General features: G+C 71.9%; 11 protein-coding genes. 6 read left to right on the top strand and 5 right to left on the bottom strand.

Annotation, left to right across the window (positions count from 1 at the left end):
- Positions 1–211 precede the first annotated feature (211 nt).
- Together ACMA1D_RS22840 and ACMA1D_RS22835 are read left to right on the top strand one after the other, a co-directional pair.
- Positions 212–667, top strand: a complete 456-nt coding sequence (locus ACMA1D_RS22840; protein ID WP_414725872.1) for a MarR family winged helix-turn-helix transcriptional regulator — start codon at positions 212–214, stop codon at positions 665–667.
- Between the two features lie 649 nt (positions 668–1,316).
- Entirely contained in the window at positions 1,317–2,654 is a 1,338-nt protein-coding gene (locus ACMA1D_RS22835; RefSeq protein ID WP_414725871.1) for an SGNH/GDSL hydrolase family protein, read from the top strand.
- Between the two features lie 620 nt (positions 2,655–3,274).
- Here ACMA1D_RS22835 and ACMA1D_RS22830 read toward each other — a convergent pair.
- Positions 3,275–4,204, bottom strand: a complete 930-nt coding sequence (locus ACMA1D_RS22830; RefSeq protein ID WP_414725870.1) for a helix-turn-helix transcriptional regulator — start codon at positions 4,202–4,204, stop codon at positions 3,275–3,277.
- Between the two features lie 380 nt (positions 4,205–4,584).
- On the opposite strand from ACMA1D_RS22830, the gene ACMA1D_RS22825 reads away from it, so the two are divergent.
- From ACMA1D_RS22825 to ACMA1D_RS22815, 3 genes are all read left to right on the top strand, one after another.
- Positions 4,585–5,358 (top strand): SDR family NAD(P)-dependent oxidoreductase, encoded by a 774-nt coding sequence (locus tag ACMA1D_RS22825; protein ID WP_414725869.1) that lies wholly within the window; start codon positions 4,585–4,587, stop codon positions 5,356–5,358.
- An 80-nt stretch (positions 5,359–5,438) separates the two neighbouring features.
- On the top strand, positions 5,439–5,873 hold the full coding sequence (locus ACMA1D_RS22820) for an SRPBCC family protein (RefSeq protein ID WP_414725868.1): 435 nt from the start codon (positions 5,439–5,441) through the stop codon (positions 5,871–5,873).
- 27 nt (positions 5,874–5,900) lie between these two features.
- On the top strand, positions 5,901–7,496 hold the full coding sequence (locus tag ACMA1D_RS22815; protein WP_414725867.1) for an MFS transporter: 1,596 nt from the start codon (positions 5,901–5,903) through the stop codon (positions 7,494–7,496).
- 70 nt (positions 7,497–7,566) lie between these two features.
- Here ACMA1D_RS22815 and ACMA1D_RS22810 read toward each other — a convergent pair whose 3' ends face one another.
- Entirely contained in the window at positions 7,567–8,577 is a 1,011-nt protein-coding gene (locus tag ACMA1D_RS22810; RefSeq protein ID WP_414725866.1) for an Lrp/AsnC family transcriptional regulator, read from the bottom strand.
- A gap of 492 nt (positions 8,578–9,069) precedes the next feature.
- Here ACMA1D_RS22810 and ACMA1D_RS22805 point away from each other — a divergent pair, with 492 nt between their 5' ends.
- Positions 9,070–9,870, top strand: a complete 801-nt coding sequence (locus ACMA1D_RS22805) for an AfsR/SARP family transcriptional regulator (protein ID WP_349994036.1) — start codon at positions 9,070–9,072, stop codon at positions 9,868–9,870.
- Positions 9,871–10,105: 235 nt separating this feature from the next.
- On the opposite strand, the gene ACMA1D_RS22800 is transcribed toward ACMA1D_RS22805, so the two are convergent.
- The 3 genes from ACMA1D_RS22800 to ACMA1D_RS22790 all read right to left on the bottom strand — a co-directional run bounded on the left by ACMA1D_RS22800 (position 10,106) and on the right by ACMA1D_RS22790 (position 13,181).
- Positions 10,106–10,804, bottom strand: coding sequence for an HAD family hydrolase (locus ACMA1D_RS22800; RefSeq protein ID WP_414725865.1), 699 nt, complete (start codon positions 10,802–10,804; stop codon positions 10,106–10,108).
- 26 nt (positions 10,805–10,830) lie between these two features.
- The gene (locus ACMA1D_RS22795; protein ID WP_414725864.1) at positions 10,831–11,361 is read right to left on the bottom strand and encodes a cupin domain-containing protein; all 531 of its coding nucleotides are present in this window, start codon (positions 11,359–11,361) and stop codon (positions 10,831–10,833) included.
- A 128-nt stretch (positions 11,362–11,489) separates the two neighbouring features.
- Positions 11,490–13,181, bottom strand: a complete 1,692-nt coding sequence (locus tag ACMA1D_RS22790; protein ID WP_414725863.1) for a 3-hydroxyacyl-CoA dehydrogenase NAD-binding domain-containing protein — start codon at positions 13,179–13,181, stop codon at positions 11,490–11,492.
- Positions 13,182–13,231 lie beyond the last annotated feature (50 nt).

Genomic DNA, 13,231 nt, shown 5'->3' with positions numbered 1-13,231 from the left:
CCGCGCCCCCGTGCCGTCCTCCCGCGCCGGGCCCACCCGTCGCACTCGCCGCCGCCGCTGCCTCGCCCGCATCCCGCGGCGCGCCCGGCGCCACCCGCGGCGCGGCCTCACCGGCGGCCGGCGCCGGTCACCCGCGTGAGAGGATGAACCGGCCGCCACCAGGCGCGATGCGCCGGCGGGACCCGGGGGCACGCAGGAGGCATCAGGAACCATGGGCAAGCCCACGCACGACGTCGAGTACGAGCAGATGCTGCTCAGCCGGTACGGGCAACTGCACCACCGGCGCGGGCGCCGCGCGGACGGGGCGCTGGAGCGCAGCGCGTACATCCTGCTCAGCCGCATCCGCATCCAGGGCCCCATGTCGATCGGCGAGTTGAGCGACGCCTTCGGGCTCGACGCCTCCACGCTCAACCGGCAGACCGCGGCGGCGATGCGTGCCGGCCTGGTGGAGCGCATCCCCGACCCCGACGGCGGCATGGCCCGCAAGTTCCGCATCACCGACGAGGGCGCCCGGACCCTCGACGCGGAGCGCGAGGGCCTGGTGGCCTCCCTCGACGAGATCCTGGCCGACTGGTCGGCCGAGGACGTGGCGGCCTTCGCCTCCTACCTCAGGCGCTTCAACACCGACATCGAACGCCGCCACGGCCGCCCCTGGCCGCGCCCGTAGCGGACGCCGCCACCGGCAGGAAGTGCCCCGCCTCGCGCACGCGCGCGCTCGCGCGCGAGGACGCGCCCACCGAAGGCACGCCCCGGTGCCCCCGTGCCCCCGCACGCCCGTCCTCGCGCGGCCCCGTGCCCGTCCGCCCGCCGGGCCTGGGGCCCGTACGCCGCCGGTCTGCTGCCCGGGGCATATTCGCAGGCGAATGCGGGTGCGGCGGGGTCCGGCCGCGCCGCCGCTGCGGACCATGGCCAATTCCCGAACGGCCCGGGGGAGGGCCCAATAGACGTCCGCCCGGCCGGGATGGTGACGTAGAGCCTGAGCACCCGCGAGACGACAGTCCGTTCGTGAGTGAGGCGGGACGACAGCGGAGCAAGTGACCCCTGCCGTCCCCCCATCCCACGGTGCCGGGAGCGCGCCCTGGTGCCGGTGTGGCAGCACGGACCGTCGTGGTCAGCGAGGCGGGGCCAACCGAGGGACGCCGGCGCACCGCGCCGCAACCACCAGCACGGGCAGACGGCGCAACCGCCACGTGGCACCCGGCGCCTTCAGCGCACACGGCCCGCGCAACGCGAGAAACAGCACGTAGCCGCAAGGAACGAGAGAAGCACGGCCACGAGAGAACCCGAGCGACATGACGACGCGAAGGAGCGATCCCATGAGCAACCGGACGCACACCACACCAGGGGGCCACGATGCCGAGCTGGCACACCGACGGTTACGGGCGAGCGCCCGCCCCCTGGCAGTGCTGTTCGCGGCGGGGGCGCTGTTGGTGCTGCCGCCGTCGCCGGTAGCGCTGTCCCACGCCAGCGCGCCGACCACGACCGCCGCCGACACCGCGCAGCACGTCGGCAAGGCGTGGCAGGGGGCCTGGTCGACCTCCGTCCAGCAGCCCGGCCGGGGGCTGTTCCCCAACTGGTCGCAGCAGGGCTTCAAGCAGCAGTCGGTGCGCCAGGTGGTGCGGGTCAGCACCGGCGGCAGCAGCGCCCGCGTGAAGATCTCCAACCGGTACGGCACCGCTCCGTTGACCGTCACCGGCGCCACGGTCGGCCGGACGGACAAGGGCGCGGCCGTGCACAAGGGCAGCAGCCTGCCGCTGACCTTCAGCAAGAAGGGCTCCGTCACCATCCCGGCGGGCGGCGAGGTGTACACCGACGCCGCGCCGCTCAAGGTCAAGGCGCTGGAGTCGCTGACCATCACGCTGTACTTCAACGAGCCGACCGGCCCCTCCACGTACCACATGGCGGCCTCGCAGACCGCCTACCGGGCCGCGGGCGACCAGCGGGCGGACGACGCGGGCAAGGCGTTCACCGAGACCACCGCGTCCTGGTACTACCTGGCGAACGTCGAGGTCAAGGGCGCGGGCCCGGGCCTGCGCAAGGGCGTGGTGACCTTCGGCGACTCCATCACCGACGGGATGGGCTCCACCATCGACGCCAGCAATCGCTATCCGGACGACTTGGCGGAACGCTTCGTCGCCGAAGACGACCCGCGCACCGTCCTCAACCAGGGGATCAGCGGCAACATGGTCACCGTCGGCACCCCGGGGACCGGCGAGAGCGCCGTGGACCGCTTCAAGAAGGACGTGCTCGGCGAGCCCGGCATCAGGACCGTCGTCATCATGGAGGGCATCAACGACATCGGGCTCGGCGGCATGGGGCAGATCCCGGACGTCTCGGCCGAGCAGATCATCGCCGGCCACAAGGAACTGGTGCGGCAGGCGCACGCCAAGGGCCTGAAGGTCATCGGCTCGACCCTCATCCCGTTCAAGGGCGCCGGCTACTACACCGACCGCGGTGAGACCAAGCGCGAGGCGTTCAACGAGTGGCTGCTCAACTCGGACGTGTACGACGAGGTCATCGACCTGGACAAGGTGGTGGCCGACCCGGCCGACCCGGACCGGCTGCTCCCCGCGTACGACAGCGGCGACCACCTGCACCCGAGCGACGCCGGCTACCGCGCGATGGCGGAGGCGCTCGACCTGGACGAGCTCTAGGCCCGACGCGATCCGAGCGGGCGCGAACAGGCCCGAGTGAGCCGGCGTAGGCCCGGCTGATCCGGCGGGAGCCCGGCGCGGCGGAGGCCCGGCCCGGCCGTCCCCTGACCCTCGTGGGCGGGGGGCGGCCTGGGTGCGGGGCGGTACGGGGCGCGGGGCGGTACGAGGCACGGGGCAACCGGGGCGGGACGGCAGGAGGAGCCATGCCGGGGCGCCGGCTGGGTCCCCGGGCCGCCCGCCCGCACCGAACCACCAAAGCCAGCCAATCTGACAGGCCATCAGATCCGCGAGGGCTTTCGGCCCTTCTGGACTCGCCGACGGCCTGGACGAATCGGGGCGAACCGCGGCGCAGGGCGGGCCTTACCCGGCCGCGGTCGATCCGCCACCACGGTCGGGACGCTCGGCCACACTCCTTTGCCGCCCGGCGGAAGCCGCGACGGGACCGCGGCGGGGTCCTCGTGGGGCCGCGACGGGGCCCACGACGGAGCCGCACCGACTCGACCGTACGGTCAACACCCGGCGGGGACGCCCGGGAAGGAACCGGGCATCCCCGTCCGGCGTTGCACGGGGCACCTCACGAGGGAGGGCGCTGCGCGGCGGCGCCCGCGGGCCCGCGCCCGCTACCCCGTCAGGGCGTCCTCGGCGGCCTCGGGCTCCGGGCCCCGCGGCTCACCGGCGGCCGGCGCCGGATAGTTCTCCAGGAGGCGTTCGAGGCGGCGGCGCGCGGTGAACCCCTCCCGCGGCAGGTGCACTGTGACCCGCAGGTCGTGCCGGCTTGAGGGATGCAGCACCAGGTGGTCGAAGGTCATCTCGCCCATGACCGGGTGCTTGACGGCCTTGGTGCCGTTGGACTCCCTGCGCACGTCGTGCTGGTCCCACAGCCGGGCGAAGTCCGGGCTGTCCCGGTAGAGCCGGCTCGCGATCACGGCGAACCTGCGGTCCTCCGAGTAGGCCGCCGCCGCGCCCCGGAAGTCGGCGACCACCTGCGGCGCCAGGGTGTCCCAATTGGCGAAGAACGACCGGTACTTCTCGTCCGTGAAGAAGGAGACCAGGCAGTTCTGACCCCGCCCGCGGAGCCCGAACACCGCCTGCGCCGACCTGTTGATCAGGACGAAGTTCCACCACCGGTCGAGCACGTACGCCGGGTACGGCGACCACGCGTCCACCAGGCGCTGCAACTCGGGCATCGGCGCCACGTCCTCCGCCTCCACCACCTTCTCCTCCGGCGGCTGGAGGCCCACCAGTTGGTAGAGGTAGGCGCGCTCCGCGTGGTCGAGGGTGAGCACCCGACTGATCGACTCGACCACGGAGTCCGAGACGTTGATGACGCGCCCCTGCTCCAGCCAGGTGTACCAGGACACCCCGATGCCGGCGAGCGTGGCGACCTCTTCGCGGCGCAGGCCGGGCGTCCGCCGCAGGCCGCGCCCGGGCAGTCCCACGTCCTCCGGCCTGACCCTGGCGCGACGCGAGCGCAGGAAGGCGCGGAGCTCCTCTCTCCGTGGTCGGGACTGGTCCGCTCCGTCGGCCGCTGGCGCGTGAGTGGTGGTCATGACACCACCATAAGCAGGCTCTACTCACGTCCGGGCAATGTCACAGAAGATGCTCCTCGTGATGAATACCGGCTTCATGCCGGTGTGGCTCCCCAACCCTGGCGTGCCCGTCGACGGCCGTGGGCGGAAACGGAGGTTCCGGTCTCGGTAGTTCCACGCAGTTCATCACCCGGGGCCGAATTCGACGGCACGGTTCCCCCCGTTCTTCAACTCCGCCTCCCCCGCGCCCGAATCTCCCCTCTCTCCCCCTCCACCCGCCTCCCCCACCCGCCCCGCATCGCCGCGTACTCCCTCCTTCTTTCGATCTCCTCCCGGCCTTCTTTCGATCTCCTTTCGGCCTTCTTCCAAGCCATCCGCTTACTCGACTGACTGGGTATGTCATGACGCAGAACACTCCGCAGGCCCCCCGTTTCGCCGGCAAGACCGTCCTGATCACCGGTGGCGGCACCGGAATGGGCTTCTCCGCCGCCGAACTCTTCCTCGCGGAAGGCGCGAAGGTCGTCATCACCGGGCGCAACGCCGACCGGTTGAAGGTGGCTTCCGAGCGGCTCGACGGCGGCGACCGGCTCTTCGCCTCGACCGCAGACGTCGCCAAGCCCGCCGACCTCGACCGCCTCCTCGACGAGGTGGGCGAGCGCTTCGGCAAGTTGGACGTGGTGTTCGCCAACGCCGGCGTCGGCGTCTTCAAGCGCATCCAGGAATTCACCGAAGAAGACGTCGACTACGTGATCGACGCCAACTTCAAGGGCGTCTTCTACACCGTGCAGCGCTCGCTGCCGCTGCTGCGGGACGGCGCCTCGATCATCATCAACGCCTCCTGGACCCACCACCGGGGCCTGGCCATCGGCTCGCTGTACGCGGCGACCAAGGCCGCCGCGGCCAACCTCGCCAAGACCCTGGCGAGCGACCTGGCCGACCGGCGCATCCGGGTCAACGCGATCAGCCCGGGCTACATCGACACCGACATGTTCCAGGAGTCGGTGCCCACCCCCGAGGAGCGTGAGGACAGCGCCCGCCAGTCCGTTCTCCAGCGCGTCGGCACGCCCGAGGAGGTGGCCGCGACGGTCGCCTTCCTCGCCTCGGACGCGGCGGCGTTCGTCAACGGGGTCGACCTGCTCGTCGACGGCGGCGTCGTGAACGCGATTCCCGCCTGATCGACCGCACCACCGGCGAAACCGCGGCATCCGCGCGTCCCGCGAAACCGCGTACACCGCGTAGCAGAGGAGAGACGGACATGCGCAGCATAGAAACGTACGTGAACATAGCGGCGCCCCTCGATGTGGTCTGGGACGTCATCGTGGACTTCGACCGGTACGGGGAATGGAACCCCTTCATCCTCGAAGCCCGCGGAAAGGCCGAGGTCGGCCAGGAACTGTGGCTGCGCATGCAGCGCCCCAAGAAGTCGCAGCAGGAGACCCACTCCCCCACGGTCACGATCGTGGAGGAAAACCGGCAGCTCCAGTGGTCCGGCATCATCCGGCACGCGACGATCTTCCGCGCCCGCCACGAATTCATCCTGGACGAGACCGATTCGGGGGTGCGGCTGCGCCAGCGCGAGGACTTCGGCGGTCTGACGATGCCGCTCGCCGGCGGCATGATCTGGCGCATCGAAGAGGGCTTCCTGCTCATGAACGCCGCCTTGAAAGTACGAGCCGAGTCCCAGCGCTGATGCGCTTGCGATGAAGGAGCACGCGAAGTGAATGCCCTCTTGGCTGGTGGCACGCGCCGGTCGAGTCCCCAGATCACCCTGGGCGCGGTGCTGTTGACCCTGCTGATCCTGCCGACCTCGGTCACCGGGTCCGGGGTCGCGCTGCCGCACATCGACCACGACACCCATGCGTCCCTGGACGCGCTGCAATGGGTCGTACACGGCTACAACCTGACCTTCGCGAGCTTCATGCTGGCCTGTGGTTCGCTGGCCGACCTCGTGGGGCGGCGGCGGATGTTCGCGGTGGGCGCGGCGCTGTTCACCGGGGCCTCGCTGGTCAGCGCGGTGGCGACCAACATCATCCTGCTCGACCTGGTGCGCGGTCTGGCGGGTGTGGGTGCCGCCGCCCTGCTGACCAGCGGCAGTTCCATCCTGGCCACCACCTTCGACGGCGCGGCCCGCACCAAGGCGTTCGCCGCCGTGGGCATCGCCACCGGGGCCGGGCTCGCCCTCGGCGCGATGATCGCGGGCGTGCTGGCCGACACCCTGGGCTGGCGCGCGTTCTACGGTTCGCACGCCCTGCTCATGGTGCTGGTCCTGGTGGCCGTGCCGTTCATGCCCGAGTCGCGGAACGAGTCGGCGGCCAAGGTGGACTGGACGGGCACGGTCACCTTCGTCGGCAGCCTCTTCCTCCTCATGCTCGGCATGGTCGAGGGGCCGCAGTGGGGTTGGGGCAGCTTCGGCGTCCTCGCCCTGCTGATCGGGTCGGTGCTGTTGATGGCGGTCTTCGCGCTGGTGGAGCGGCGTCAGGAACACCCCATGTTCGACCTGTCACTGCTGCGCAACGGCCGGTTCATGGCGCTGTGCCTGATCCCCGTGGTCGTCACCTTCGCCTTCGTCATCCTGCTGCCGCTGCTGCCCAACTACCTGGTGGTCGCCAACGAGGCGAGCAGCAAGTCGGCGGGGGCCATGATGCTGCTGATGACGGTGCCGATCCTGGTCGGGCCGATCCTGGCGGGGAAGCTGATCAAGTGGGGGTGGACGGCGCGCACGGTGTTCGCCGCCAGCCTGATCTGTTTGACGGTGGGCGTCGGCTGGCTGGCGCTGGTCCTGGAGCCGGGGGTGGGTGCCGGTGCGCTGGCCGGCCCGCTGATCACGCTCGGCATCGGGCTCGGGCTGAACTTCGGCCTGGTCGACGGCGCCGTGCTCACCGTCGTCCCCTCGCAGGCGACGGGCGCAGCCGCCGGCTTCCTCAACACCCTGCGGCTCGGCAGCGAGGCGGTCGTCATCGCCGCGGCCGGCTCGGCCCTGGTCAACCTGCTCCAGAACTCGCTGCGCGACGGCCTCGACCGCTACCCCGCCTACCGGGGCGAGCCCGAGGACCTGGCCAACGACGTGAACGCGGGCGATCTCGACGACGCCCTGGAGAAGCTGCCCACCGACGCCAGGTCGGACCTCTTCGACTTCGTCACCGACGGTTTCACCGACGCCTGGCACGTGGTGCTGTGGGCCAGCGCCGTGATCTGTGCCCTGCTGTCCGTGGCGATTTACCTCATGCTCGGCGAGTCGAAGGACGAATCCGCCCCGAGCAGCGAGGCGCAGGAACCCGTCAAGGGGGCGCCGGCGGTGGAGAGCGTGTCGTAATTCGACAATGCCCGTGAGCGGTGGCGGGGTGGGTGCTCCAGGCGGAGCGCCCACCCCGTTTGCCGTGCCTTCACCTCTCCCGCGGCCTTTGCGGTTTGATGACGAACCCGCGCTTGTAGGCGTGCGTGATGATCTCCACCGCCGCCTCGCCGATCCGTGGAATACCCGCGAGCCGCTCGCTGAGGAAGCGGTAGAGGTCGCCCTCGTGGCCGAGGCACACCTCCAGAATCAGGTTGTACGTCCCGGTGATGGCGGCGCAATAGCGAACCTCCGGGTACGCGGCCAACGTGCACCCTCCCGCTTCCAGGCCGGCAGGGGGGATTTTGAGACACATTTGCGCCTCGACGGGTCTGCCCAACAACGCCGGTTCGACCTCGGTACGTAAATAAAGCATTCGCCGTTCCAACAGAGCGGTGACCCGGCGCCCGGCCGTCGCCACCGAGAATCCGAGATTCCGGGAAATCTCGGTGAGACTGACCCGGGCGTTGTCGATCAGGGCCTGCGCCACCCGTCGATCGACGGGGGACAGTTCGTACCGGTCGGCCGGCCGCTCCACCGGCTGCACCCGCCCCTCGTGCAACTGCTCCCGCTCGGGCCCCGTCAGCTCCGGCACCTGCCAGTCGGCCGGGGTGGCGAACGTGCGCAACGTGGTGTGCGCCTCGAACTCCCTGATGTGCGGAACGCCCTCGATGCCCTCGGCGATCAGGGCGTGCAGCCCAGGTCGGGACGGCACGATGAGCTCGCACCACAGCACGTTGCTGCGCCCGCTGACCGCCACCAGCCGGCGGATGTCGTCCCGGCCGACGAGGGCGCGCGCCACGCGTTCGAGCGCGCCGCCCTCCACTTCGAGCCGTAACTGCACGGCGTTGCCCAGACCGCACCGCATGGTGTCGAACACCGCGGTGGGTTGGATGGCGCCCTGGGCGATGAGCCGGTGGATGCGCCGGGCCACCGTGCGCTCGTGCTCTTTGAGGACCCGGCCGATGACTCCGGCCCCGGCCCGCGGGTTGATCTGGAGGGCCGCGACCAACCGTCGGTCATGGGAGTCGAGTTTATGAAATGTGTCGGAATCTTTCATCATGGCTAGATCATTGCAGGAGAGCTACCACACAGGACAAGACCATTGTCTGAAGGCATCGGTACTGCCAAAGTTGACAACGCACAGCGCCGCGATTCTCAACCGGCGCTGCTCACGGGGGGATGAGAGTGGGGATCACGATTTTGCCGACCCTTTGGGGTCAAGCGCTGTCCATCACTCATGTCCCGGGCACCGCGCCTGTGCCAGGGATTCGATGTTCGCCGGGCCAGTCGGCGCAACACCGTATGAGTCGTTCGCCCTTCGGACCCACGCCGAACGGGCGAGCCGCGGAAGAGAATGCCAATTTTTTCGGGCTCCCTTCCTTCCTGTCGCCGGAGCGCTCTGCCGCTCACACCGGGCCCCGCCATTAAAACTGGCTGTTACACGGATTGGCCCCGCTTCCGTGAACCGTCCCCACACGGTGCCCTCACTGATCAGCGACATCGCCTCGGGGTCAGTTCCGCGACTCACTCCTAGGAAGAAGCCGAAGCAGCTATGGAATTTCGGACCCTCGGAAATCTGGCCCTCATCGTCGAGGGCCGGGACATCACACCAACGGCCCCCAAGCAGCGCCAAGCACTCGCGCTGTTGCTGCTACGCGCCGGACAGCGCGTCTCGATGCCCACCCTCATCGACGAGTTATGGGACGGCGTACCGCCACGGACGGCCATGACCGCCCTCCAGACGTACATCGGGATCATTCGCCGCATCATGGCCGAGGGCACCCGCACCTCGGTCAAGCACGTGGCGGCCAGCCGACTGATGACGGACGGGAACAGCTACGTGCTGCGCGTCGAGGACGACGAGTGGGACAAGCCGGCCTTCCACCGGCTGGTACGGATCAGCCGGGCCGCCATCGCGCACGACGACGCCGCACAGGCCGAGCGGCTGATGCGGATGGGCCTCTCCTGCTGGCACGGCCCGCCGCTGGGGAACGTCAAGATCGGCCGGGTGCTCGCCCCGCACGCCGAACGCCTCTGCGAACTCCACCTCGGAGCCCGGGAGTTGCTGGTCGAGTCGCTGCTGCGGACCGGGCGGGCGCAGGAAGCGGTGGAAGAGGCGACGGAGCTGACCGTCGAGCACCCGTACCATGAGAACCTGCACGCGCAGCTCATGCGCGCACTGTACGGCTCGGGGCGTAGGGCGGCTGCGCTCGACGTCTACCAGAGGTTACGCACCCGTATGGGGGACGACCTCGGCATCTCCCCCTCGCCGACGGTGAACACGCTGCACCACGTCATGCTCCAGGACGAGCCTGACGAGCAGTTCCTGGCCCTGTCCGGGGCGGCCAGGTAGGTGCGGGCGCCCTGGGGAGGGCCGCGTCCGCGCGGGCCCTCCCCAGGGTGCTCCATCGCCCGCCGACCACGGCGCCGGCCGACCGTGGCACCGGCCGATTACGGCACCGGCCGACCGCCGCACCGCCGAACGACCCTGCCGCCACCCAACGACCGCACCGGCCGGCGGCCGGGCCACCCCCGGCGGGGCGCCCCGGCCACCGGCCGACCGGACACCCGGCCGCGCGGCGGACCGCTCAGCCGGACACCCCCGGGGTGCTCGGGATGCCGGGCAGCAGGCTGCCGCCCGCGGCCAGCGCGTACGCGCCGAGCTCCGGATCGTCCCCGACCGCCACCGGGTGGCCCACCGCCTGGAGCAGCGAGAGGTCCGTGGCGTGGTCGCCGTAGGCGGCGGCCCGCTCCGGGGCGATGGCGTGCCTGGCCATCAGCTCCCGTGCCGCGCGGCCCTTCTCCGCCCCGATCATGGGGCGCTCCAGGTGGCCGGTGTAGCGGCCGTCCCGGTGTTCGGGCTCGCTGCACACCAGCAGGTCGGCGCCGAGCAGTTCGCGCACCGGCGCCAGGCACGGCGGGAACGAGCCGGAGACCAGGACGGTGGTCGCACCGGCCCTGCGGTGCGCGTGCAGCGCTTCCACGGCGGGCTCGTGCAGCGCGCCGCCGCGCGCGAGTTCGGCCGCGAACCACTCCCGGGCGTGCTCGGTCACCTCCGCCACGGTGCGCCCCGCGTACAGCCGGTAGTAGTCGCGGTTGGTCTCCTCCCTCGGCACCCCGGCGGCGGCCCGGCCGCGCAGGTCGGCGGCGGCCCGCTCGTACGCGTCCGGCGGCAGCCCGCGGGCCCGGAAGTGGTGGGCGAGGAAGCGGAACATGCTCTTGAAGGTGAGCAGGGTCTCGTCGACGTCGAAGAAGGCCATGCCGATCGGCGGGGCCGTCTGGTGCACGGCGCTCCCGCCTGCCGCGTGCCCGCTCACCGGCTGGTGGGGCAGCCCGGGTCAGGGGCCGGGACGGAGACGGGTTGACCCTTGGGGAGCACGTCGGTGATGTACAGCACCACCGGCTCGGTGCCCCGGTTGACGCCGTAGTGCACCTCGTCGGAGCCGGTGGGCTCCACCAGCGCGTCGCCGGCGCCGAGCACGCGCACCGTGCAGTCGTCCCCGTTGATGCGGGTCAGCTTGCCGGAGGCGATGACGGCGATCTCGGCGCCCACGTGGTAGTGCCAGCCGGTCGCGGTGCCCGCGGGGATGACGGCCTTGCGGTAGAGCAGGTGGCGCGGGCCGGTCGCCTTGATCTTGAACGGGAGGGTGGTGTCGCCCTCGGAGAGGGTCTCGCTGGTGATCGGGCCGCCGGGCGGCGTCTGCGCCGCACGGGCCGGGTCGGCGGCGGTGCTGCTCGCGCCTTCGGTGGCGCTGGCGGCGCCGACGGCGGTCAGGCACAGGGCCGTCGCCGCTGCGAGGTAGCCGAACCGGCGACGCCGCGAGGCGGGGAGGAGACGGGACATGACTTGCTCCTTCGGGGTGTGGGTGTGATGCGTACGCGTGGGTGCTGGGGTGTTTGGGGTGCTGGGGTGTTCGGGGTGCTGGGGTGTTTGGGGTGCCAAGCCACCGGGGCCGGCCCACCCCGACGGGCTCACGCCACGCCCGCGCGGGCTTCCTCCGTGAGCAGGGCCCGTACGCCGCGGCCCGCACTCTTGCGGCCGAGGTAGCCGCGGTCCACCAGGCGGTGCAGCAGGTCGGCCGGGGCCAGCTCGGGCCGGCCCGAGCTCTCGTACAGCAGCCGCTGCACCTGGAGCGCGACGTCCGCCCCGACCACGTCCAGGAGCCTGGTGGGGCCGAGCGGCTGCCCGCCGACGGACTTCATGACGGTGTCAAGCAGCGCGGGCCGGACGCCCGGGTCGGCCAGCGCGGTCAGGGCGTCGTTGAGGTAGGGGAACAGCAGGGCGTTGACGACGAAGCCGGTGCGGTCGCCGCACTCCACGGCCACCTTGCCCGCCGCGGCCAGCGCGGCGCGGGCCGTGGCGAGCGCGGCCGGCCCGGTGTGCTCGGTCCGTACCAGCTCGACCAGGTCCATGGTGGCCGCCGGGTTGAAGAAGTGCAGCCCGAGCACGTCGCGCGGGCGGTTGGCGGCGGCGGCGCAGGCGGCCACCGGGAGCGCGGAGGTGGTGGTGGCCAGCACGGTGCCCGGCCGGCAGAGCGCGCCGAGCGCGGCGAAGGTCTGGCGCTTGACCGCCAGGTCCTCCACGACCGCCTCCACCACCAGGTCCGCGTCGGCGACCGCGGCCAACTCGGTCCGGCCCGACCAGCGTTCGAGTGCCGTGGCCACCTGCTCGTCGCTCCAGCCGGTGCGCAGCAGGCCGAACTCGACGGCCTCGCGCGCCGCGACCGCCTTGGCATCCGTCCGGGCCACCAGCAGGGTGCGCAGGCCGGCGCGGAGGAAGACCTCGGCGATGCCGGTGGCCATGGTGCCCGAGCCGATCACCGCGACGGTGCGCGGCGGGGCGGCGGCTTCTGGGGCGGGGTCGGAGGCCGCGGCGGAGGCGCCTTCGGTGGGTGCGTCCGGCGTCGGGTGCCCCGCGCCGTGGTGCGGTACCAGCGGTGGCCCGCTCAGCAGCGGGGCGGGCGCGTACCGGTCGCCGAGCCGCTGGTGCAGGCCGTGCAGGATGTCGGCCGCGGTGCGGTGCCCGATGGCGGCCAGCACCGCGAGCGGCCCGTCGGACCAGCCGCAGCCCAGCCGGACGGCCGTCTCCAACGGCTCCGCTTCCACATATCCCTGGTGGCACATCCAGGCCGCCTGGTTGAGCAGGCCGAGCAGCAGCCCGGGGGCGAGCGAGCCGGGCCGGTCGGGCACCTCGTGCAAGGTGGTGCCGGCGGCCCCGAGCGTCTGCTGCACCCGCTGCACGACCTCGTCCGGGGTGTGCGGCGGGCGGGCGACCTCGGCCGCGTCCAGCCGGTCGGCGCGGGCGAAGCGCAGCGCGAGCAGCGGGCCGCCGGCGGCGTCGGCGAGTTCGCCGACGGGGGTGCTGAGCGCCGTGGTGACCACCAGCGCGTCGGCGCGCCGGTGGCCGGCGACGGCCGCCAGCACGGCCCGTTTGGTCGGTTCCGGTTCCGGTACCGCCTCCAGGACCAGGTCGGCGGCGGCCACCGCGGACAGCTCCGCGGTCACCTCGATCGGGTGGGCGGCGCAGGCCCGCCGGGCGCGCGCGGCGGCCTCCGGGTCGGGCTCGACGCCGATGGTGCGGATGCCGGCGCCGGTGAGCCGGCGGGCCAACTCGGTGCCCGCGGCGCCGAGTCCGACCACGGCGGCGGTGCGTACCGTGCTCACAGTCTCCACAACTCCCCTCTTCAGGGCCGGGTGGGGCGGGGCCGCAGACG

The sequence above is a fragment of the Streptomyces sp. 796.1 genome (genome assembly GCF_047525675.1).
GTDB lineage: Bacteria > Actinomycetota > Actinomycetes > Streptomycetales > Streptomycetaceae > Streptomyces.
This window is presented reverse-complemented; position numbering and strand designations above follow the sequence as displayed.